The 20,232-nt window shown below is 60.1% G+C and carries 20 protein-coding genes; 6 read left to right on the forward strand and 14 right to left on the reverse strand.

Annotation, left to right across the window (positions count from 1 at the left end):
• Nucleotides 1-5: 5 nt before the first annotated feature.
• Both RNA01_RS07755 and RNA01_RS07760 read right to left on the reverse strand, forming a co-directional pair.
• Nucleotides 6-1,256: an O-antigen ligase family protein gene (locus RNA01_RS07755; RefSeq protein WP_147179389.1), complete on the reverse strand. Its 1,251-nt coding sequence runs from the start codon at nucleotides 1,254-1,256 to the stop codon at nucleotides 6-8.
• Entirely contained in the window at nucleotides 1,253-2,815 is a 1,563-nt protein-coding gene (locus RNA01_RS07760; RefSeq protein WP_147179390.1) for an undecaprenyl-phosphate glucose phosphotransferase, read from the reverse strand. The genes RNA01_RS07755 and RNA01_RS07760 overlap by 4 nt, the downstream gene beginning before the upstream one ends.
• 224 nt (nucleotides 2,816-3,039) lie before the next feature.
• Here RNA01_RS07760 and ftsH point away from each other — a divergent pair, with 224 nt between their 5' ends.
• Nucleotides 3,040-4,866 carry an ATP-dependent zinc metalloprotease FtsH gene (gene ftsH / locus RNA01_RS07765; RefSeq protein ID WP_147179391.1) on the forward strand — a complete coding sequence of 609 codons (1,827 nt, stop codon included), beginning with the start codon at nucleotides 3,040-3,042 and terminating at the stop codon, nucleotides 4,864-4,866.
• Between the two features lie 28 nt (nucleotides 4,867-4,894).
• Here ftsH and RNA01_RS07770 read toward each other — a convergent pair whose 3' ends face one another.
• Both RNA01_RS07770 and RNA01_RS07775 read right to left on the reverse strand, forming a co-directional pair.
• Entirely contained in the window at nucleotides 4,895-6,037 is a 1,143-nt protein-coding gene (locus RNA01_RS07770; protein WP_147179392.1) for a glycosyltransferase family 4 protein, read from the reverse strand.
• 3 nt (nucleotides 6,038-6,040) lie between these two features.
• The gene (locus RNA01_RS07775; RefSeq protein WP_147179393.1) at nucleotides 6,041-6,616 is read right to left on the reverse strand and encodes a polysaccharide biosynthesis/export family protein; all 576 of its coding nucleotides are present in this window, start codon (nucleotides 6,614-6,616) and stop codon (nucleotides 6,041-6,043) included.
• Nucleotides 6,617-6,817: 201 nt separating this feature from the next.
• Here RNA01_RS07775 and RNA01_RS07780 point away from each other — a divergent pair, with 201 nt between their 5' ends.
• On the forward strand, nucleotides 6,818-9,040 hold the full coding sequence (locus tag RNA01_RS07780; protein WP_147179394.1) for an exopolysaccharide transport family protein: 2,223 nt from the start codon (nucleotides 6,818-6,820) through the stop codon (nucleotides 9,038-9,040).
• Here RNA01_RS07780 and RNA01_RS07785 read toward each other — a convergent pair whose 3' ends face one another.
• Entirely contained in the window at nucleotides 9,041-10,216 is a 1,176-nt protein-coding gene (locus RNA01_RS07785) for a GNAT family N-acetyltransferase (protein ID WP_147179395.1), read from the reverse strand. It lies immediately after the preceding gene.
• A gap of 240 nt (nucleotides 10,217-10,456) precedes the next feature.
• Nucleotides 10,457-10,666 carry a DUF2842 domain-containing protein gene (locus tag RNA01_RS07790; RefSeq protein WP_147179396.1) on the reverse strand — a complete coding sequence of 70 codons (210 nt, stop codon included), beginning with the start codon at nucleotides 10,664-10,666 and terminating at the stop codon, nucleotides 10,457-10,459.
• Between the two features lie 127 nt (nucleotides 10,667-10,793).
• On the opposite strand from RNA01_RS07790, the gene RNA01_RS07795 reads away from it, so the two are divergent.
• Entirely contained in the window at nucleotides 10,794-11,897 is a 1,104-nt protein-coding gene (locus RNA01_RS07795; protein WP_147179397.1) for a COX15/CtaA family protein, read from the forward strand.
• Between the two features lie 9 nt (nucleotides 11,898-11,906).
• On the opposite strand, the gene RNA01_RS07800 is transcribed toward RNA01_RS07795, so the two are convergent.
• From RNA01_RS07800 to RNA01_RS07835, 8 genes are all read right to left on the reverse strand, one after another.
• Entirely contained in the window at nucleotides 11,907-12,734 is an 828-nt protein-coding gene (locus tag RNA01_RS07800; RefSeq protein ID WP_147179398.1) for a DODA-type extradiol aromatic ring-opening family dioxygenase, read from the reverse strand.
• Nucleotides 12,735-12,886: 152 nt separating this feature from the next.
• Complete coding sequence (locus tag RNA01_RS07805) at nucleotides 12,887-13,276, reverse strand: VOC family protein (RefSeq protein WP_147179399.1); 390 nt, start codon at nucleotides 13,274-13,276, stop codon at nucleotides 12,887-12,889.
• A gap of 40 nt (nucleotides 13,277-13,316) precedes the next feature.
• Nucleotides 13,317-14,252 (reverse strand): N-acetyl-gamma-glutamyl-phosphate reductase, encoded by a 936-nt coding sequence (gene argC / locus RNA01_RS07810; RefSeq protein ID WP_147179400.1) that lies wholly within the window; start codon nucleotides 14,250-14,252, stop codon nucleotides 13,317-13,319.
• Nucleotides 14,253-14,321: 69 nt separating this feature from the next.
• Nucleotides 14,322-15,275 carry an agmatinase gene (gene speB, locus RNA01_RS07815; protein ID WP_147179401.1) on the reverse strand — a complete coding sequence of 318 codons (954 nt, stop codon included), beginning with the start codon at nucleotides 15,273-15,275 and terminating at the stop codon, nucleotides 14,322-14,324.
• Between the two features lie 175 nt (nucleotides 15,276-15,450).
• The gene (locus RNA01_RS07820) at nucleotides 15,451-16,041 is read right to left on the reverse strand and encodes an outer membrane protein (protein ID WP_147179402.1); all 591 of its coding nucleotides are present in this window, start codon (nucleotides 16,039-16,041) and stop codon (nucleotides 15,451-15,453) included.
• Between the two features lie 235 nt (nucleotides 16,042-16,276).
• Nucleotides 16,277-16,747, reverse strand: coding sequence for a 30S ribosomal protein S9 (gene rpsI / locus RNA01_RS07825; protein WP_147179403.1), 471 nt, complete (start codon nucleotides 16,745-16,747; stop codon nucleotides 16,277-16,279).
• Nucleotides 16,748-16,749: 2 nt separating this feature from the next.
• Complete coding sequence (gene rplM / locus RNA01_RS07830) at nucleotides 16,750-17,214, reverse strand: 50S ribosomal protein L13 (RefSeq protein ID WP_147179404.1); 465 nt, start codon at nucleotides 17,212-17,214, stop codon at nucleotides 16,750-16,752.
• Between the two features lie 284 nt (nucleotides 17,215-17,498).
• On the reverse strand, nucleotides 17,499-17,924 hold the full coding sequence (locus RNA01_RS07835; protein WP_147179405.1) for a PaaI family thioesterase: 426 nt from the start codon (nucleotides 17,922-17,924) through the stop codon (nucleotides 17,499-17,501).
• Nucleotides 17,925-18,012: 88 nt separating this feature from the next.
• Between RNA01_RS07835 and RNA01_RS07840 the strand changes: the two genes are divergently transcribed.
• From RNA01_RS07840 to RNA01_RS07850, 3 genes are all read left to right on the forward strand, one after another.
• Nucleotides 18,013-18,822 carry an enoyl-CoA hydratase gene (locus RNA01_RS07840; RefSeq protein WP_147179406.1) on the forward strand — a complete coding sequence of 270 codons (810 nt, stop codon included), beginning with the start codon at nucleotides 18,013-18,015 and terminating at the stop codon, nucleotides 18,820-18,822.
• Nucleotides 18,823-19,001: 179 nt separating this feature from the next.
• Nucleotides 19,002-19,433, forward strand: coding sequence for a VOC family protein (locus tag RNA01_RS07845; RefSeq protein ID WP_147179407.1), 432 nt, complete (start codon nucleotides 19,002-19,004; stop codon nucleotides 19,431-19,433).
• 135 nt (nucleotides 19,434-19,568) lie between these two features.
• On the forward strand, nucleotides 19,569-20,054 hold the full coding sequence (locus RNA01_RS07850) for a CoA-binding protein (protein ID WP_147179408.1): 486 nt from the start codon (nucleotides 19,569-19,571) through the stop codon (nucleotides 20,052-20,054).
• The last annotated feature ends 178 nt before the right edge of the window (nucleotides 20,055-20,232 follow it).

The following is a 20,232-nucleotide window of genomic DNA, read 5'->3' on the forward strand; positions in this document are numbered from 1 at the left end:
GGGGGTCAGCCCGGCCTGCCGGCGCGACGAAGCGCCCGCTGGTGGCGCCATTCGAGAGCGCCGCAGCCCCAGATGATGCCGAGCAGCATATAGAAGTGGCGCCAGTGATCAGTGTCGATGACATTGCCGATGATCATGTGGCCGATGATGACGATCCAGGCGATCATCAGATAGGGTTGCCATGGACGGTTTCGCAGCAGGTATCGGAAGCCGATCGAAAGTGTCCAGGCCATCATTGTTATGTAGCAGACGAAGCCGAGCCAGCCGTAGGTGGTCAGCGATTTAAGCCAGATATTGTGTTCGTCCTCGGGAAAGAGCCTTTTGCTGAAGACCATTGGCCCGATACCAAGCGGGCGCTCCATCATCATCAAAAAGCCGAGGCGGTGGCGGGCGAACCGGCCGAGATGGCCACTGTCATAGTCCTTGGCCAGGGTCGTGCGATCGAGAAACAGACTGCGGACCTGTTCGAATTGCAGAGCGATTACGACAACCACGACGAGGACCACGATGGCGGTCAGCGAAAGGAGCAGAATTTTCAGTCGAAAAGCGCCGGTACGCTCCTTCAGGAGCATTATGAATACGAGGGCTACGGAAGAAAACAAAAACAAGGCCCAGGCTGCGCGGGAAAAGGAAAGGAAGACGCCGAGCGCGATGACGAGGAGGCCTGCCACCCTGAACGGCGCTACGAACAGCTTTCCGGTCAAAAGGCCATGCATCAGATAGAGGGCGGGGGAGATCAGGAACGGACCGAAGACGTTCGGGTCCTGGAATGCACCCTTGGCGCGATCATAAAGGGTGAAAGCCTCCGCGCCGGGGAAGGCGTGGAAATAGCCGAGGATGCCGAGAAGGGCGGTGATGATCGCGGCGGCTACCCATGCCTGGAATATCAGCCGTAACCGCTCATGGCGATCCTCGATGATTGCGGCGTAGAATACCGCGGTGAGCGCGAGAAAGAGCGATACCGCCAGATACATCGGCCCGGTGTCGAGATCCTGCATCATCGTGAGGGATAAGATGCCGCCGACGTTGAACGTGAGCAGGAGAGCGAGAAGTGGCGCGACTGCGCGAGAGATCTTCAGCCCGAGCAGAAACCAAACCGCGACCTGAACGACCATAAGCAGTTCATAGGGGGCGGGTTCTGAGATGACGAAGCCGGAGAGGAAGACGCCGCAGGCGACCAAGGCCGAGCCGAGCAGCGTCAGAACCGCGAGTTGCGGCTTGAATGGCACTGTCGAGTGGGCGCCGATCGTGCTCAATAGGCGTTCTCCGTATTAAGCAGGCGGAACGGCGTGAGGAACAGGATCTTCAGATCGAACAGCAGTGACCAGTTTTCGATATAGTAGAGGTCGTATGCCGTGCGGAACTTGATCTTGTCATCACTATCGATCTCGCCGCGCCAGCCGTTGATCTGGGCCCAGCCGGTCACGCCGGGTTTGACCCGGTGGCGGGCAAAATAGCCTTCGACGACTTCCCCGTAGAGCCGATCATGAGTCTGGGCCTGAACCGCATGCGGGCGCGGGCCGACCAGGGAGAGATCGCCACGCAAGACGTTGAATATCTGCGGCAGTTCGTCGATCGAAGACTTGCGGAGGAAGCGCCCGACCGGGGTGACGCGCGGGTCCCCCTTGGTGACGGCAAGCCGCGCAGTGGGATCGCTCATCTCGGTGTACATCGAGCGGAACTTCAATACGTTGATGACCTCGTTATTGAAGCCGTGCCGCTTCTGGACGAAGAAAATCGGGCCTTTGGAGGTCGCCTTGACGGCGATCGCCGCACCGATGAAGACTGGCCAGAGTAGCAGTAGCGCGACGAGACTAAAAAAGATGTCGAAGCCGCGCTTGGCAACCGAATCCCAGTCCCGGATCGGACGGTCGAGAATGTCCAGCATCGGTACAGCGCCGATATGCGAATAAGAGCGTGGGCGAAAACGCAAGCTGTTTGAATGTGCCGCAAGCCGGATGTCGACCGGCAGCACCCAAAGCATCCTCAATAGCTGTAGGATTCGGGCCTCGGCCGAGAGCGGTAGCGAAATGATCAGCATGTCGATATGCGCAAGGCGGGCGAACTCGACCAGTTCGGCGAACGTCCCTAGCTTGGGATAGCCGGCCACGACGTCCGGCGAGCGGGTCGAACCCCGATCATCGAAAATGCCACAGATGCGGATGTCGTTCTCCGGTTGCTGTTCCAGTGCGCGAATCAGGTCCTTTGCCGGTTTGCCACCGCCGACCACCACGGCGCGGCGCTCCATAATACCGTTGCGTGCCCAGCGGCGAATACCGAAGCCGACGAGGTTGCGTTCGATGAAGAGAAAGGCAAGGCCGCAACCATACCAAGTCACCAGCCAGTCGCGAAAATCGAGGCCGCCCGGACGAAAGATGAAGAGAGCGAGAGTGACCAGGGCTGCCGCCACAGTCCAACTGCCGATAGTGCGTGGCAGCGCACGAAGTGGGGCGCGCAGGGCCGAAATCTGATAGCTGTCGGCTATTTGGTTGAACAGCACAGCGAGGATGGACCCCGTCAGGGCGATCATGAGGTCGATAAGGGTGCGCGTCACTGAATTGTCGAACAGGAAGTAGTGTATGGCAAGCCCAAGAACGAACAGACCGGCGAATTCCAGCAGGCGCAGTTGACCGGTGATGATCGTCGGCGAGTAGTTTTCGTCGCGAAACTGCTTGGCGATCTGCTTCGCCAGCGGATTGATCTCAGCTTCTTCCCTGGTGCCAGGCGCGGCCGCCGTGATAGGGTCTAGGCTCTCCGAGACTTTGCGGCGCAAGGCATCGATATCGAATTGTTCGGGCTTTTGCGTCTGCTTCATTACCATATTCCGCTCATTGACGCGGGAGGATAACCGCGACTTGCTAAGAAACGTTTGAGAATGAGATGTCGGAAGCCCGACTGGGGGCCAAGATTGATCCAATTTGGCACAAATACGCAGGCGCCGGAATTCGTCTTAGTTTGACAGGGATCACGAAAGCGTGAGACGGATCGGGTTGAGGAGCGGCTTTGTCAGCTGGTTGGTGCGCAACAGGATACATGCCTATGGAAAAAAAACACGTCTTTAACTTCAGCTATTTCTTTTTCGCTTTTGCCATGTTGATAGCCTTCCAGGCGTGGATCGGCTATCGCGATTATGCTCAGCTCAGCTACAGCGACATGATGCGGATGGTCGACGAAGGGCGTATCGCTTCGGTGACCCTGACGGAGAGCAAGGTCCAGGGGGAATTCAAGGATCCGGTCGATGGACGCAAGTATTTCATCGCCAACCGGGTCGATCCCGCGTTCGCCGCCCTGTTCGAGAAGGCGGGCGTCAAGATCACCGGCGCAAGCGACAGCAACTGGCTGACCTCGGTGCTTTCCTGGGTGTTGCCCATCATCGTGTTCTTCGCCCTTTGGTCATTCTTTTTTCGCGGTTTTGCCGACCGCCAAGGCATGGGCGGACTGATCAATATCGGCAAGTCGCGCGCCAAGATTTACGTGGAGCGCCAGACCGGCGTGACCTTCGACGACGTCGCAGGCATCGACGAGGCGGAAGCCGAGTTGCAGGAAATCGTCTCCTTTCTCAAAGACAAGGACCTCTACGGCCGGCTCGGCGCCCGTATTCCGAAGGGTATCCTGTTGGTAGGCCCCCCCGGCACGGGGAAGACGTTGATGGCGCGGGCCGTCGCCGGTGAGGCAGGCGTTCCCTTCTTTTCGATCTCAGGATCGGAATTCGTCGAGATGTTTGTCGGCGTCGGCGCCGCCCGCGTCCGCGATCTGTTTCAACAGGCGCGTCAGGCGGCCCCTTGCATTATCTTCATCGATGAACTCGATGCGCTTGGCCGCGCGCGAAATTCATTCGGTGGCTTCGGCGGCAACGACGAGAAAGAACAGACGCTCAACCAGCTGCTGGCTGAACTCGACGGCTTCGATCCGCGTGTCGGTATCGTATTGCTGGCCGCCACCAACCGTCCCGAGGTCCTTGATGCCGCTTTGACGCGCGCCGGTCGCTTCGACCGTCAAGTGATCATCGACCGACCGGACCGTAAGGGCAGGGCGGCCATCCTCAAGGTCCACGTGAAGAACGTGACCATCGCGCCGGGCGTGAGTTTAGACGAGATCGCGGGGCTTACCCCCGGCTTCACCGGCGCCGACCTCGCCAACCTGATCAACGAGGCAGCGATCCTTGCCACCCGTCGTAAAGCGACAGAGGTGGCGATGCAGGATTTCGTCGCGGCCGTCGAGCGCATCATTGCGGGTGCGGAACGCCGCAGCCGTATCCTCAATGTCGAAGAGCGCCACCGCGTCGCTTATCACGAAATGGGTCATGCGCTTGTGGCCGCCGGGCTGCCGTCGGCGGATCCGGTGCAGAAGGTGTCGATCATCCCCCGTTCGATCGGCGCGCTCGGCTACACCTTGCAGCGGCCGACAGAGGATCGCTTCCTGATCACATCGGGCGAGTTGAAAGACCGTATGGTCGTGTTGCTTGCCGGGCGCGCCGCCGAGGATCTGGTGTTCGGCGAGATCTCCACAGGCGCTGCCGATGACCTGGCGAAGGTGACGGACATCGCCCGCGAGATCGTCACCCGTTTCGGCATGGACCCTTCAGTCGGTCAGGCTGTGCTTGAGCCACAACGCCAGCAATGGCTGGACGAGGGCCAGTTCCGCACACGGCCGAAGGACTATTCCGAGGCGACGGCACGAGAGGTTGACCTGGCTGTCCGCAAGATGATCGCCGAGGCCTATGTCGCGGCCAAGCAAGCGTTGGAACAGCGCATGGAGGAGCTGGAGACCGGAGCGAAACTTTTGCTTGAGCGGGAAACGCTGACGCCGGACGACTATGCGCCGTTGAGGCGGGTTGAACGGGTCGAGGCGAAGGCGGCTGAATAAGCTGTGGGGCGAACGCCGCTTCTGTCGCTCAATGCGGCGTCAGGTGCTCCCGATAGACGGTCAACGTCTGATCCGCCATGGCTGAGGCGGAAAACTTGGTCTTGAAGGCCTGGCGATCTGGCATGGTCGCGCCATGCCAGTCAGGCGCGGTAACGGCCCGCGCCATGACGTTTGCCAGGTCCTCGGCATCGCCGGGCTCGACCAGCGCATCGCTGTTGGCACCGAGAACCTCGGGAATTCCTCCGACCCGTGTGGCGATCACCGATTTTCCGGCCGCAAGCGCCTCCAGCACGATGTAGGGCATAGCCTCGGCGCGGGACGGAACGACGACAATACTAGACATGGCAAAGGCTTCCTTCACCGGCATCGCAGGGAGGAGCGCGATGCGGCGTCCGAAGCCGCGTTGTTCGATCATGTCCCTGTACCGGTCATGGTCCGGCCCGTCGCCGATGATCAATGCGCTCAAGGGGTGTCCCACCTTGCGCTCGGTGCGGGCAAAGGCCTCGATGAAAACGTCCGGTCCTTTCAGGTCGCGCAGCATGCCGACATAGATGAAATGGACGCTGTCCGAACGGGTTGGAATCGCAACAAAGTCTCGGTCATTGATGCCGTTATAGATCATCCTCTGGGCGCAGCGCGGTACGCCGATCTTTGCCTCATAGGTCTGGCGCTCAAAGTCGCAGACGAAGACGATCGCGTCCGTCAAATGCTCGAGCAAGCGCTCGGCGGCAAAGACGCCGCAACCGGACAGGGAGGACCGGCTAAAATGCAGACTGCCTCCGTGAGGGGAATAGATGCGGGCAACGCGATACCTTTTCGCCCGCAAGGCTGAGCCGATGATACGCGCCACGACGCCGCCCTTGGCGCCGTGACCGTGCAGGACATCCGGCCGCAAACTTTTGATTTTCTCGAAACTTTTGTAGAGTGCCAAGGCGTCCCCAAAGCCAACTGACCGAGCGATCGGCGTACGGTGAAGGCCAAGCGACAGATAGGGGGTGATCTGTTCGAACAGTCGGTCTTCATGGGCGCTGCCGGTCATGCTGTCGCATAGGAATCCGACTTGGTGGCCGGCTCGGCTGTGCTGCTCGGCGAGGTCCCGCACGTGGCGGAAAATGCCGCCTACCGGCGAGCGGAAGCAATGGAGGATGCGAAGTGGCGACTCATCCTGCATGGATCAGAACAGCCGTTCGCGGACGTAAATTGTGTCTCCGCCGAGGATCGGATCGGTGATCGGCACGCGGCCTGTCATGATGTTCCCGTTGACATTGCGGGTGACATCGACGTCGCGCTGGTTGGCACGGGTCGAGAAGCCGCCGGAGGCCGCAATGGCGTTCATCACGGTCATGCCCGGAACGTAGGAATATTGACCTGGTTGCCCGACTTCACCCATGACGAAGATAGAACGATAGCGGTCGATCTCGACGGTGACATCCGGATCGCGCAGATAACCTTGCTTCAATTTGCGGGCAATGGCCCCCTCAAGCTGCGGGACCGTGGTTCCGCGCGCGGCCACCTGGCCGACCAGCGGGAAGGCGATATAGCCGGCCTGGTCGACGGTATAGGTGTTGCTCAGGTTCTGCTGCTCGAACACAGTGATGCGCAGCCGGTCGCCGCTATCGAGGCGGTACGGCTGAATCGTCGCTTCATGAAAGACTTCCGGCGCCGGCCGGTAGGTCGCACAGCCGCTCAGGGCCGCGGCAATAGCCACGACAAAAAGCAACATTATTCCCCTGATACCAGCCGATAACATGCGCCAACGCGCTCCCGATGCAAGCTTCGATAGCCCTTGTTATCGTTCAAGTAAGGTTAACGGGCGGTAAAGGGCCATGCCGACCCTTGATCTTTCGGTGGCTCCGATGAGGTGGGCAAGCAATTGGGTCATTTATTGCAATTAACGCTTGGGTTACCATGATCCTTTACGGTCTCGTGAGAACTGTACCGGGAGTTAAGTATGTCGAGCGTGAGCAACGATCAGCAGGATGTGGATATCGATCTCTCGCAGCTGTTTCGCGCTGTATGGAATCGCAAGGCGCGTATCCTTGCCGCGACGGCGCTTGTCGGCGCCCTGGCTTTCGTGGGCGCCAGCATGATTTCGCCACAGTATAGCGCCGAAACGCGCATTTTGATCGAACCACGTGAGCCGATTTACACGACGCAGACGAACGTGCAGGCGCCCACGGAGCAGCTTTCCGACGAACTCAACATCGCCAGTCAGGTCCAGATTCTACAATCGGTCGATCTCATCAAGCAGGTGGCGCGCGATCTCAAGCTCTATAAGCTCAGGGAGTTCGATCCCGATACCAGTCCCTCGGCCCTGTCTGATCTTCTTGTCATGCTGGGGTTGAAGGAAAACCCGCTTGACATGGCGCCCGAGGAGAGGGTGCTCAAGACGTTCCAGGAGAATCTGCAGGTCTACCAGGTGGAGAAGTCGCGAGTCATCGGTATCCAGTTTACCTCCAAGGATCCGAAGCTTGCCGCCGAGATTCCCAATGCAATCGCCACCGTTTATCGCTCCCTGCAGAGCGGCGCGAAACTCGACAGCAATTCGCAGGCAGCGCGCTGGCTGGAACCGGAGATCGCTAATCTGCGCGAGAAGGTGAAGGAGGCTGAAGGAAAGGTGGCGGAATACCGCGCCTCTGCCGACCTCATGCCGATCAACGAGACAACCAATTTTTCCTCCCAGCAGTTGAGTGATATTTCTGCCGAACTGGCGCGTGTCCGCGGTGAACGTGCAGATGCCGAAGCAAAGGCCGAGAATGTCCGCAACGCGCTGAAGGCCGGGAAATCGACAGATACGCTGGTGGCCATCACCGGTAACGAATCCATCCAGCGGCTGAAGGCGAGTGAGTCGGAGATCCGCAGCAGGATAGCAGACCTGTCGACGACCCTGCTCGATGGTCATCCGCAGATGAAGGCTTTGCGCGCGCAGTTGGCCGGCATTCACGATCAAATTACCGCCGAATCCGCGAAGATCGCGAGTGGCCTCGAAAATGAAGCCAATGTCGCGCGGGCCCGCGAGACGCAGTTGATCCAGCAGTTGAACACGGTGAAGGCCGACACGGCGCGAGCCGGTAACGACGAGGTTGGCTTGAAGGCGCTGGAGCGCGAAGCGACGGCTCAGCGGCAACTGCTCGAAACCTATCTTGCGCGATACCGTGAAGCGACAACCCGGCTTGACAAGGGGGCTAGCCCGGCGGACGCACGCGTCATATCCAAGGCTGTCGAACCGCGCGAGGCGAGCTTCCCAAAGGTCGTGCCGATCACGGTCGTCGCGGCACTGGCGACACTGATCCTGAGCGCGGTTATCGTCATGCTGTCCGAGCTTTTCAGTGGTCGGGCCCTGCGCCCGGTCGATCCGGGTTTGGGGCCCGCAAGACCCGAACCGGGCAACCGTCGCGAGCCACAGGCGAAGAGCGACGGTTTCGTTCCGGTTTCATCCCCAGGGCGCGGGGCGGTCGCGGCCGGTAATGTAGTTCCGGCGAGTCTGCTTGCCGTCGAACCGGATGAAGAACTGGCCGCGTCCATGGAAGAGGGCCTGATACTGGTGCCGGAGGCAGAACCCGAAGTGGACGAGGACGACGATGAGTTCTCGATCGAGTCGGTTGCCGCCTACCTGATCGATTCGGGTGCGCGTATCGCCTTTGCCGTATCGCCCTCGGGCGACGATGGATCCACAGCGTCCGTGATGCTCGCCCGTGAGCTTGACGCGCGTGGACGCAAGGTCGTGCTGATCGACATGACAGGTTCTGCTTGCCCGACCAGGCTGATGGCGGCGGGCAAGGATCTTCCCGGCATCACCGATCTCCTGTGCGGTGAGGCCGGAGTCTCGGAGGTCATCCATCCCGATCGGTTGTCGGGCGCAGACGTGATTCCGCAGGGCAATTCCGACGTTCGTCAGGCAATGCGTGGCGCTTATCGCTTCTCAGCGACTGCCGAAGCGCTGGCGGACGCCTACGACTTGGTGCTGGTGGAGTGTGGACCCGCGAATGCCGAGAGCGTCTCGCGACTGAGCCACAGCGGTGCACATGAGGTCATTCTCTCCGTGCCGAGGCCGGATGAGCAGGATCTGGTGGAGATCATGGCCGCTTTCGAAAAGGTCGGCTATGTCGATCTGGTTCTGATGTGCGGCGGAGCACCGAACATCCACAAGGCGCTCAATCGAAGCGCAGCCTGATCAATCGTCCGCGCCGGAAGCGCGCGGTAATTCGTCGACGCGCGCCCTCAGTCGCTGGACGGCGGCATAGAGCTTCGGATTACTCTTGATCGCGACTTTGGCCCGGGTCACACCGCGCTGAGCCAGTCGGGCCAGCCGGCCGATGATGCTGATCGGCAGCAGGATGTCGTGCTGTATTGTCTCCAGCGTGCACCAGCTACGCTTGTAGCTCTGGTCCCCGACGCCGAAGTCGAAGAGAGCCGCCCCTTCCTTGCAGGCACGCTCTATCATCAACCAGAACAGCAGTTCGCCCGGACTTGCATCGGCCATAACGCTTTCGTCGATCGAGCAGAACTGGCAGATGACATGGTCGCCCTTACGCGACAATCCGGCAATTGCCGCGATCCTGCCGTCGAATTCACCTTTCAGCCGGATGGCGTGCAACTCAAGCGGCGTGTTGTGGCCGCTGCCATGGACGTCGAGCAGAAGGCGAAAGAACGCCTGTGTCTCGGGCGCGTGGAAAACGTTCGGGAGGCCAAGAGCTTTGAAGCGGATTGCCTTCTGCTCGAAGAAGGTATTGAGCAGCGCGTTTTTTTCTGTCGTGGCGTTGGCGATGATGTGGTCGAAACCGCCAGCCGCATCGAGCTTGCGACACTGATTACGAAACTTCTTGCGCCGCCGCTTGGCGTTCAACTGACCTATGGTCTGCTCGAAATCGGCCAGCAGCGGCAACTGGAAGGCATGGTTCTGGTTCTCAATCGCGGGCAGGGGGGAAAGGGGATGACGTTCGCCGCGCCATTCGAACGGAATGTTGGTCAGATTGACGAGATCCGCCTTGCCGCGGAGCAGCGTGATGAGCGCGCGGTTGATCTGTTCCGCCTCAGCCATGCCCGCATTCGCCCGAAAGGCTGCGGAGAACAGTCCGCTGTTGATGTTGTTAAATCGCGCCGCGATGAACTGCGCGTTCTTCACCATGCCGTGTCTGAGGATTTCAAGCGGCAGGATAAAGGCAACCTCGCCATTGCGACGGCCGAGGACGATCGCCAGCGGGTTGTGGTGGGTCTTTGCCCAGGCCGCGCACCAATCATAAGCTTGGTGCAGAGAGTTTGTATTGTCGGTCTCCAGCTTACGCCAGTCGGCTTCTAGCGGCTCCATGCGCTCGAACAAGTGGATAACCAGATCCTCGGCCTTGGCCATGCAGCCCTCCCTCGGGCTCACAGGTATTTCCGCCCGACATTGGCTTCCGACATTCTCCTGACGCTGTCAAAGTCCAGCTGCGATACCTGCACGAGTGCTTCTCCGGTGAACAAAATGGTGAGCTCACTCTAGTGAAGACAGAGGGAAAAAACGGTTCGCTCAGGCACTACCTTGAGGAATTCTCTCAGGATGCGGTTATCGGCGGGTTAATGCGTGCAGCCGATGGTACCGGAAGTGCTGCTACTTCTGGACCGGACCTGCCATCCACTTGATGATCGCCATGGCCGGCAGGACCCAAAGAAGGCCCGATAGGAGGAAGTAGAGGAAGTGTACCCACCAGGGCGACGTGCCGAGATAGGCGGAGGCAATCGACACGGCGAGAATCGCGTATAGCAGAACAAGAAAGATGATGAGGATGGTGCCGATGAATTTGCGCAACCTGAGAGGCATCGTCTATCTTCCTGTTCGCGATACGGCGGCTGCGCCCGAGATTGGGCGCGACCGCTTGCCGCTTCTTTCCGGGCTTGTTTTGCACGGCCATGTCATGCAAATCAACAGCCGAAACGAGGATTGACGAATGACAAGTGCAATGTCCGCCGACGAAACAGCCGTACGCCTGCAGGTCGACCGCCTTGAGGGCAATCGCCGGGCAATCCGCATCTGGCTGGGCGTCGTACTTCTCACACTCTTCTGTCTCGTGCTGCTGGGCGGGGCGACGCGTCTGACCGATTCCGGCCTGTCGATCACCGAATGGAAGCCGATACACGGTGTCATTCCGCCTCTTTCGGCCACGGAATGGGAAGAGGAGTTCGCCCTCTATCAGCGCATTCCCGAGTATGAGCAGATCAACAAGGGCATGACGGTCGAAGAGTTCAAGGGGATTTTCTGGTGGGAGTGGGCTCACCGCTTGCTGGCGCGCAGCATTGGTCTCGTCTTCGCCTTGCCACTCCTGTATTTCTGGCTGTCCGGGCGCGTCGAGCGGCGCGTCAAGTTGCCCTTGCTCGGTCTTCTGGCACTGGGTGGTTTTCAAGGCTTCATTGGCTGGTGGATGGTGTCGTCCGGCTTGGCCGAGCGGGTTGATGTCAGCCAGTATCGGCTGGCCACCCATCTCGTTATCGCATGCCTGATCTTCAGCGGTTGCATGTGGATCATGCGGGCGCTTGCCCCGCACAGCCATGATCCCGTGCCGTCGCAGACGGCGCGCCGCTGGGCCGCAGCCCTGGCGTTTCTCGTTCTCTTCCAGATCTACCTCGGTGCCCTCGTTGCCGGTCTGGACGCGGGTCTGTCCTACAATACCTGGCCGTTAATGGACGGGGCGCTGGTGCCCGGCGATCTTTTCGTGCAGAGCCCGGCCTGGCTTAATCTGTTCGAGAACCCGAAGACGGTACAACTCGTCCATCGCCTGGGTGCCTATGTGCTGTTTACTGTGGCGCTGTGGCACATGATCCAGTGCCTGCGGCAGGCGCCAGCGACCACCCACGCCCGCCGCAGTGTCGTTCTTTTCTTGCTGATCACAATTCAGGCCGGGCTTGGCATCACCACCCTTGTCTTGCAGGTGCCCCTACACGTGGCGCTCGCCCATCAGGGCGGGGCGCTGATCGTGCTCGGCTTTGCCGTCGCCCATTGGCGTGGTTTTCTTGGTGCCTATCCGCCGGAAGTGTTGGTCGTGGAGCGTGACTGAACCTCAGGCTCAGCCGAACCGGTACCCAGAATAGGGCTTTCCGCGGAATTCTCCGCGGAAGACATGCTGGCCAGCGTCGTCGCCCGCCGCGCCCGCTGCCACGAACAAGGGAACGAGATGGTCATGGTCAGGCACATGGCAGGCCTGCGCGTCGGGGTTCTTTTCCCATAGGGCGAGCCGTTCCGCCCGCTCGTCTGGATCCTTGATCGCTACCGCTGCGCTCAGCCAGTCGTCGAAGCGCACCGCCTGCTGCCGGTGCTCGGGCGTGTCGTGGAAGAACATTCGCATGTTGTGATAGCTCATGCCGGAGGCGAGAATCAGGATTCCCTCGTCGCGTAACGGTTCGAGCGCCTTGCCGATTGCCACATGGCTTTCGACGTCGAGTGTGTTCTTGAGCGACATCATTACGATCGGCACATCGGCATCCGGATAGGCCACCATCAGCGGTACGAAGACGCCGTGGTCAAATCCGCGCCTCTCGTTCTCGGCGGCGGGAATGCCGGCCACCTCGAGTAACTGCTTGGCCCGCCGGGCGACTGCCGGCGCTCCCGGAGCCGGATAGGACAACTGGTAGGTCTCTGGCGGGAAGCCGGAATAGTCGTAAAGCATGCCTGGATGGGTGGCGGTGCTCACCGTCGGAACCGGTTCGTTGTGCCAATGACCCGAGACGATCAGGATGGCTTTCGGTCGGCGACCGACGCCTGCCGGCAAGGCTTTCAGGAATTCCGCGAGATCCGCCCACGGCTTCTTGCCGTCCGGACCTACCGGAAAATCCATGAATGGCCAAGGGCCGCCGCCGTGAGGGATGAAATAGACCGGAAAACGTTCGCTGTTCATATCGTGCCTCATCTGTTTCTCAAACAGATATAGCGCGCCAGCAGGGGCATGACGATCCGCTGTCCCAGCAACGAACCGTTCGACATTGTCGAACGTCAACCCTGCTTGTATTGGGGGAATGGCGAACAGCGGGAGCGATCCCTCTCGACGGCTTACTCCGGCGTGTGGCAGACCGCCTCGATGTTATGGCCGTCCGGGTCGAGCACGAAGGCCGCGTAGTAGTCTGGATGATAGTGCGGCCGCAGTCCCGGACCGCCATTATCCCGTGCTCCTGCCGCAATTGCCGCTGCATAGAACGCGTCTACCGCCGCTCGGCTCGGCGCGGTGAAGGCGATGTGGACTTGTCCCTTGCTGTGGTCGCCGGAGCCGATCCAGAAGGAGGGCTTGCCGGCAAGGCCATAACCGGAACCCTCATAGGTGCCGCCGGTTTCCTCAGCGGTCATCGCCATCACACATTCGGCGCCGATCGAAGGCATCACGGCGTCGTAGAAGGCCTTCGAGTTTGCATAGTCTGAAACGGAAAGACCGACATGGTCGAGCATCGTGGACTCCTTCTCGTCGTTGCTATGCCGGCCGGCAACTTCACGCCGAGAGCATCAGATCCATATTTTGTACGGCAGCACCCGAGGCGCCCTTGCCGAGGTTGTCGAGCACGGCGACCAAGTTGACATGCGCACCGCCCGGCGTGCCGAATACGTAGAGTTTCATCGTGTCCTGTCCGACCAGTTCCTCGGCATCCAAACGCGCCAGCTTGGCGCTCTCCTCCATCGGCACGACATGGACGATCGACTGGCCTGCATAATGGGCGACGAGCGCCGCATGCACGTTCTCGACGGTCTGGTATCCGCTGGCGAGGTCTTCGAGGAAGAGCGGCACCTGCACGATCATGCCCTGCGGGAAGCGTCCGACGGAAGGCGCAAACAGTGGTGCGCGGTCGAGCTGTCCGTGGATCGTCATTTCCGGCACATGCTTGTGCTTCAAGTTCAGGCCATAGAGGAAATTGTTGGCGCCGAGATGGTCCGGATGGCTCTTGTCTTCCATCTGTGCGATCAGCTGCTTGCCACCGCCGGTGTAGCCCGAGATCGCGTTGACCGTGACGGGGTAGCCGTCCGGCAGGATGCCGGCGGCCCGCAGTGGCCGGATGAGGCCGATGGCGCCCGTGGGATAGCAACCGGGATTGGCAACAAAACGGGAGGAACGGATCTTGTCAGTCTGCGCCCTGTCCATTTCGGCAAAGCCATAGGCCCAATCCGGCGCGACGCGAAATGCGGTCGAGGTGTCGATAATCCGCACCTTGTTGTTGCCGGAAACCATGGCGACGGCTTCGATCGACGCTGCGTCTGGAAGGCAGAGAATGGCAATGTCGGCGCTGTTCAACATGTCCTCGCGCAGCGCCGCATTGCGCCGCTCCGCTTCCGGAATCGACAACAGTTCGACGTCGCGGCGGTCGGCCATGCGGGTGCGGATCTGCAATCCCGTGGTGCCGTGTTCGCCGTCGATGAAGATCTTTGCTGCCATTTTATCCTCTCCTGTCAGGAGCTTGGGTCAATTTCCGGAATCGGATTGTCAAACGTGTGAAACAATATCTCAACGTCGACGCGCCAGACGCTCGGCGTTGAGGCCCAGCATATACATCGCGACCGTTGCTCCGGCAATGGCGGTGATGTCGGCATGGTCGTAGGCTGGCGCGACCTCAACCACGTCGGCGCCGCGAATGTCGAGTTGTTGAAGCCCGCGCAACACCGAAAGGATCTTGGCGCTCGATGGGCCGCCTGCGACCGGCGTGCCGGTGCCGGGCGCAAATGCCGGGTCGAGGCAGTCGATGTCGAAGGTGAGATAGACCGGCATGCCACCGGTATGGCTGACGATCAGGGAAGAGATGTCGCCTGGTCGCATCTCCTCGACTTCATGGCCGTAGACGATGCGGATACCGCAATCGTCAGGCGCGTGAGTGCGGATGCCGATCTGGATCGAGCGATCCGGATCGATCAGGCCTTCGCGAACGGCTCGGCCGACGAACGAGCCGTGGTCGATGCGCTTGCCATCATCGAACCAAGTGTCTTGGTGGGCGTCGAACTGGACGAGGGCCAGCGGTCCATGTTTGGCAACATGGGCCTTCAGCAGCGGCCAGGTTACGAAGTGATCCCCACCGAGCGTCAGCAGAAAGTCTGCGTCCGCCAGGATCCTGGTCGCCTCGGTCTCAATGGTCTCCGGAGTCTGCCAGTGGTTGCCGTAGTCGAGCAGGCAATCGCCGTAGTCGATGACCGCCATGTCGGCGAAAAGATCGCGCTGGAAGGGATATTGCGGGTCGTTGTCGAAGATCGCCGAGGCGCGCCGGATCGCCTGCGGTCCGAAGCGGGCGCCGGGACGGTTGGACGTTGCCGCATCGAACGGAATGCCCCAGACCACGGCGTCGACGCCTTCGAGCGACTTGGTGTAGCGGCGGCGCATGAAGGAAAGCACGCCGGCATGGGTCGGATCGGTCGCGGTCGATTTGAGGTCGGTTGCTGTGATGGCGTGGTCGATGGTCTTCTCGGCCATGGAATGGTCTCCCCTGCGGCTAGGACTGCCGGTGTTGCGGCGCAATATTACGGTCGGGACGGTCGATTGCCAGAGGTTTTTGCGATGGGAGGAAGGGATAGACAGCTGTGCGGTCGATAAACGCGAAACCGCGGAACTTGCGTTTCACGGATTCGGTACGTCTTGGACGCGACGGTCAGAACTTGTAGGTCAGCTTTGCCGCGATGGTCGAGACCTTGCCGTCCATGTCCTGGTTAGATGCAGCATCGCCATTGAGGCTGCGGAAAGTGTATTCGGCACCGAGCACCACATTCTCAGTCAGGGCAAAGTCAATACCGCCGCCGATATTGTAGCCGTGCAGGTCAAACGCATCACCATCTTCATCGAAGCGCGCGAAGCTGTAGCCGCCCGAAACATAGAACAGCGCGCGGTCAGCGGCATAGCCCGCCCGCACCTTGACGTCGACGAGGGCTTCATAGGTGTAGTCCGGCCAGCCGCTCTCTTGCATATGACCGAATTGGCCGACCAATTCAGCGCCGACGACGAAATTTCCGAGTTGGTGGTTGTAGCCGATGACGCCGCCACCGAAATCCGCGCCGTCGAGGTCGTAATGTCCGTCAATCGACCAGTCGTCCTTACCGAACCCGTAGGAGCCGACGCCGCCAAGGTAAACCCCGCTCCAGTCGTAGGCTGTGGCTATCTCCGCCGCCGGGTCTGCGGCCTGGGCGTTGGCCGCTCCGAGGCTCAGTGCGCCGACCACGCCAAGAATCTTCAATACAGCGTTCATCGCACCCCTCTCGAATCCGCAGTCAGCTGCGACAATGCAGCCGTGTTAATTTACATACTCGCGATGTGTTCACGAAGGCATTTCTGGGGGAGCAGTGACTGACGGACAGCCAGAAGCGCATGTGTGTGGAAAGTCGGCATCACAAATTGGCCGTGTGGCTTGGCATGCGCCCTGAAATAAAAAAAAGGCGACGCCGAAGCCCCGCCTTTTGCAAAATTCCGGAAACCGGAAGCGATTAACGCTTCGAGAACTGGAACGAACGACGGGCCTTGGCCTTACCGTACTTCTTACGTTCAACGACACGCGAGTCGCGGGTCAGGAAGCCACCCTTCTTCAAGACGCCGCGAAGGCCCGGCTCGAAGTAGGTGAGGGCCTTGGAAACGCCGTGGCGCACAGCGCCGGCCTGGCCGGAAAGGCCGCCGCCGACAACGGTCGCGACGATGTCGAACTGACCTGTACGGGCAGCAGCAACAAGCGGCTGCTGCAGGATCATCTGCAGGACCGGACGGGCGAAGTAGGTGCTGAAGTCACGGCCGTTGATCGTGATCTTGCCGGAGCCCGGCTTGACCCATACGCGGGCGATGGCGTTCTTGCGCTTGCCGGTCGCATAGGAGCGGCCTTGGGCGTCGACCTTGCGGACGTGAACCGGAGCAGAAGCTTCCGGAGCTACCGTGCCGAGATCCTTCAGGGAAGAGAGGTCAGCCATTATCAGGCGCTCCTTACGTTCTTGCTGTTCAGCGATGCCACGTCGAGAGCGACGGGCTGCTGGGCTTCATGGGGATGGTTGGAACCGGCGTAGACGCGCAGGTTCTTCATCTGGCGACGGCCGAGCGGGCCGCGCGGGATCATGCGCTCGATGGCCTTCTCGAGGACGCGCTCTGGGAAGCGGCCTTCGATGATGGCGCGTGCGGTGCGCTCCTTGATGCCGCCCGGATAACCGGTGTGCCAGTAGTACTTCTTGTCGGAATACTTCTTGCCGGTGAAGACGACCTTCTCGGCATTGATGACGATGACATTGTCGCCGTCGTCAACGTGGGGGGTGTAGGTGGCCTTATGCTTGCCACGCAGGCGCATGGCGATGAGGGAGGCGAGGCGACCAACAACGAGGCCTTCGGCGTCGATGATGATCCACTTCTTCTCCACCTCTGCAGGCTTCTGAACGAAGGTAGACATGGGGGATACTTTCCGTTTGGGACCCGGCTGGCACGAAGCCTGCTGAGCGTTTCTTGTTGCTTTGTTTCATGCACCGGAGCGCCTGAAATAGAATGCTGACCCGAAAGTCGCAGACTGGCTGCTGTATAAGGCGAGCCCCTTGCAGGGTCAAGATCGGCGCTATTTGCATTCTTTGCGAAATATAGTTTAAAAACAAGCAGATAGATGTGTGGTGTTATTTTACCTCAATTTTGAAGCCCCAAAACATCGTGGCAGGTAGGATTTCGGGTGGAGAGGCCTTCTCGTCAACGGGGCGGAATGGAATAGGTCGCGGTCGCCTGGGCGACCGGATCATCGCTGTCGCCCTGCAAAAGGAGGGCGTCGACGACCGCGAGGCGCTTCCCGAGCTTCAGGACGCGACATTCGCAACGTATCAGTTGCGCCTTCGGCAAGCGCAGAAAATTGATGTTGAGGTTGGTCGTGAAGGCGAGCGCAACGGGGCCGATATGGGCCAGAACGGCAGCATAGGCTGCGACGTCGGCGAGCGTGAACATGGCCGGACCAGAGACCGTGCCTCCGGGGCGCAAGTGTCGCTCGGCCGGATCGAAGGTCATCGTGACACGCCCGGCCGTCACCTCGGCTACATGGAAAACCCGCCCATCCGTGTGGATCTGCGGGAAATCCGTATCGAGGAAGGCATTTATTTCGGCGGCGGTCATGATCGGCTGCATGGCGACATCTCTGTTGGAATGGGCTTTCAAAGCGTGCCCGTTTTATGGCAGGCTTTGAGCCGAGTGCAAACGCCAAGGGAGATGGGTGATGGCGGAAGTCGTTTCGTTGAACAGGGGGCCGATGCTGTCGTCGCTCGACCATGGCGTATTGCGCCTCACGCTTGCCAATCCGCCGGCCAATGCTCTGTCCATCGCGCTGATGGAGGCGCTAGTGGCAAAACTTGCCAAGGCCGAGGAGGATCCTGACGTTCGCGTTGTCGTGTTGGCTTCTGCGGGTAAGCTGTTCTCCGCCGGTCATGACCTGAAGGAGATGACCTCGCACCGGGGGGACCCGGACCGTGGTCGCGCCTTCTTCGAGAAGACCTTACGTCTCTGCTCCCACCTTATGCTCCAGATCACCCGCTTGTCGAAGCCCGTGATCGCCGAAGTCGACGGGTTGGCGACTGCGGCCGGTTGTCAGCTCGTCGCTTCCTGCGATCTGGCAATCTGTACCGACACCTCCACCTTCTGCACGCCCGGGGTCAACATCGGGCTGTTTTGCTCAACGCCCATGGTGGCGGTCAGTCGCGCCGCCCATCGCAAGCAGGCGATGGAAATGCTCTTGACCGGTGAAGTCATAGACGCCTCGACGGCGAAGGACTTCGGCCTCGTCAACCGTATTGTGCCGAAGCAGTATCTGACCCAGGTTGTCGATAAATATGCGTCCAATATCGCATCAAAATCACCGCTGACGCTGAAGATCGGCAAAGAGGCCTTCTATCGTCAGGTCGATATGCCCCTCGAGGAGGCCTATGGCTACGCCGCCCGCGTCATGGTGGAGAACATGCTGGCGCGCGATGCGGCGGAAGGCATCGGGGCTTTCTTGGAAAAAAGGCATCCGACCTGGACGGGTGAGTAATCCTCGTGGCGCTCTCGGCTGAATATCGGGATCAAATCGCGCGCAAGAGTGTTAGCTTCACCCTAAAATGATTGTATTTTACGTCAATGCAATCATGAGGTGATGCTGATATTGACGTGAACGAACGGATTTCATAGCGTGAACAAAAGTGGTTTTACTCCTAATTGTGAGGGCTAGGCATGTCGCTTGAGAGGCGCGTATCAATCATCACGCTCGGCGTAGCTGACGTCGCCTCAAGCACCGCCTTCTATGAGCGGCTGGGCTGGAAGAAATCTTCCGTCTCCCAGGACGAAGTAACCTTTATTCAGATGAAGGGGACTGTATTGGCACTTTTCGGCCGTGAGGCTCTGGCCAGGGACGCCGGCGTCGATCAATCGTCGCCGGGCTTCTCCGGTGTCACGCTCGCGCATAATGTCTCGAGCCCGACAGGCGTCGATGCGGTGATCAAGTTCGCGGTCTCCTGCGGTGCCAGGTTGGTCAAGGCGCCGCAAAAAGTAGCCTGGGGTGGCTATTCAGGCTATTTTGCCGATCCGGACGGTCACTTGTGGGAAGTCGCCCACAATCCCTTCTTCCCGATGGACGAGCATGGGCACGTGGTCCTGCCGGACTAGGCGTGCCAGACGCGCTTGCGACAAAAGCACAGCATTTGCCGCTTTACCTTCATCTTCATTTAAGATGGGTCTTATATAGCTGTTGCTGGAGCGAAGGCTGGGGCATTCATCCGGCTTGACCGGGAGGAGGACTTCATGGCGCACGACAGCTATTCCAATGCCTATATTGCTCAGATTCTGGGGCGCGTTCGAACGGTTGCGGTCGTCGGCGCCTCGGTCCGGGATAGCCGGCCCAGCCATTGGGTGACCGGCTTTCTTCTTGGTAAAGGCTATCATGTTTTTCCGGTCAATCCGGATCACGCCGGTGAGAGAATTTTGGGCCAGGTTGTCCATGCCCGATTGGCGGATATTCCCGAAACGGTCGATCTGGTTGACGTGTTTCGCCGCGCCGAGCATCTAGCCGAAGTGGTCGAGGATGTGTTGCGCTTGCCGAAAATGCCGATCGCGATCTGGGGCCAGCTTGGCGTGCGCGATGAAGCCGCAGCCGCGCGCGCCGAGGCGGCCGGTATCAACGTCGTGATGGACCGTGCGCTGGTCAGTGAATACCCGCTGGTCTACGAACTGACCCACGGCAATGCCGCCGGAGGGGCGCTTCCGGGGCGCGGATGGAACGCTACCTGATAAGAGTTTTTGCATCCTCCGAATTTGGTTGGCTGGCTCGACGGCCCCAATCCGCGACATGGGAAGTCTTGGCCCCTGAGGAGCCCGCAGGCCAATACTGGACAAGGCAGACTATCATCGGCGTGAAGGTAGGTGCGGGCCACGTGTTCGTGAGAGTCGCATGGCGTTGGTGGAGAAT

The sequence above is a fragment of the Paenirhizobium naphthalenivorans genome (assembly GCF_007992095.1).
Taxonomy (GTDB): domain Bacteria; phylum Pseudomonadota; class Alphaproteobacteria; order Rhizobiales; family Rhizobiaceae; genus Allorhizobium; species Allorhizobium naphthalenivorans.

What these genes read in the sequence shown, in the direction of transcription:
- RNA01_RS07790 (WP_147179396.1), bottom strand. Translation starts at nt 10,666, where the DNA reads ATGCCTCTCAGGTTGCGCAAATTCATCGGCACCATCCTCATCATCTTT.
- RNA01_RS07835 (WP_147179405.1), bottom strand. Translation starts at nt 17,924, where the DNA reads ATGCAGCCGATCATGACCGCCGCCGAAATAAATGCCTTCCTCGATACG.
- RNA01_RS07850 (WP_147179408.1), top strand. Translation starts at nt 19,569, where the DNA reads ATGGCGCACGACAGCTATTCCAATGCCTATATTGCTCAGATTCTGGGG.
- RNA01_RS07845 (WP_147179407.1), top strand. Translation starts at nt 19,002, where the DNA reads ATGTCGCTTGAGAGGCGCGTATCAATCATCACGCTCGGCGTAGCTGAC.
- RNA01_RS07805 (WP_147179399.1), bottom strand. Translation starts at nt 13,276, where the DNA reads ATGCTCGACCATGTCGGTCTTTCCGTTTCAGACTATGCAAACTCGAAG.
- rpsI (WP_147179403.1), bottom strand. Translation starts at nt 16,747, where the DNA reads ATGGCTGACCTCTCTTCCCTGAAGGATCTCGGCACGGTAGCTCCGGAA.
- RNA01_RS07840 (WP_147179406.1), top strand. Translation starts at nt 18,013, where the DNA reads ATGGCGGAAGTCGTTTCGTTGAACAGGGGGCCGATGCTGTCGTCGCTC.
- RNA01_RS07780 (WP_147179394.1), top strand. Translation starts at nt 6,818, where the DNA reads ATGTCGAGCGTGAGCAACGATCAGCAGGATGTGGATATCGATCTCTCG.
- RNA01_RS07785 (WP_147179395.1), bottom strand. Translation starts at nt 10,216, where the DNA reads ATGGCCAAGGCCGAGGATCTGGTTATCCACTTGTTCGAGCGCATGGAG.
- RNA01_RS07800 (WP_147179398.1), bottom strand. Translation starts at nt 12,734, where the DNA reads ATGAACAGCGAACGTTTTCCGGTCTATTTCATCCCTCACGGCGGCGGC.
- speB (WP_147179401.1), bottom strand. Translation starts at nt 15,275, where the DNA reads ATGGCCGAGAAGACCATCGACCACGCCATCACAGCAACCGACCTCAAA.
- RNA01_RS07770 (WP_147179392.1), bottom strand. Translation starts at nt 6,037, where the DNA reads ATGCAGGATGAGTCGCCACTTCGCATCCTCCATTGCTTCCGCTCGCCG.
- ftsH (WP_147179391.1), top strand. Translation starts at nt 3,040, where the DNA reads ATGGAAAAAAAACACGTCTTTAACTTCAGCTATTTCTTTTTCGCTTTT.
- argC (WP_147179400.1), bottom strand. Translation starts at nt 14,252, where the DNA reads ATGGCAGCAAAGATCTTCATCGACGGCGAACACGGCACCACGGGATTG.
- rplM (WP_147179404.1), bottom strand. Translation starts at nt 17,214, where the DNA reads ATGTCTACCTTCGTTCAGAAGCCTGCAGAGGTGGAGAAGAAGTGGATC.
- RNA01_RS07820 (WP_147179402.1), bottom strand. Translation starts at nt 16,041, where the DNA reads ATGAACGCTGTATTGAAGATTCTTGGCGTGGTCGGCGCACTGAGCCTC.
- RNA01_RS07760 (WP_147179390.1), bottom strand. Translation starts at nt 2,815, where the DNA reads ATGAAGCAGACGCAAAAGCCCGAACAATTCGATATCGATGCCTTGCGC.
- RNA01_RS07795 (WP_147179397.1), top strand. Translation starts at nt 10,794, where the DNA reads ATGACAAGTGCAATGTCCGCCGACGAAACAGCCGTACGCCTGCAGGTC.
- RNA01_RS07775 (WP_147179393.1), bottom strand. Translation starts at nt 6,616, where the DNA reads ATGTTATCGGCTGGTATCAGGGGAATAATGTTGCTTTTTGTCGTGGCT.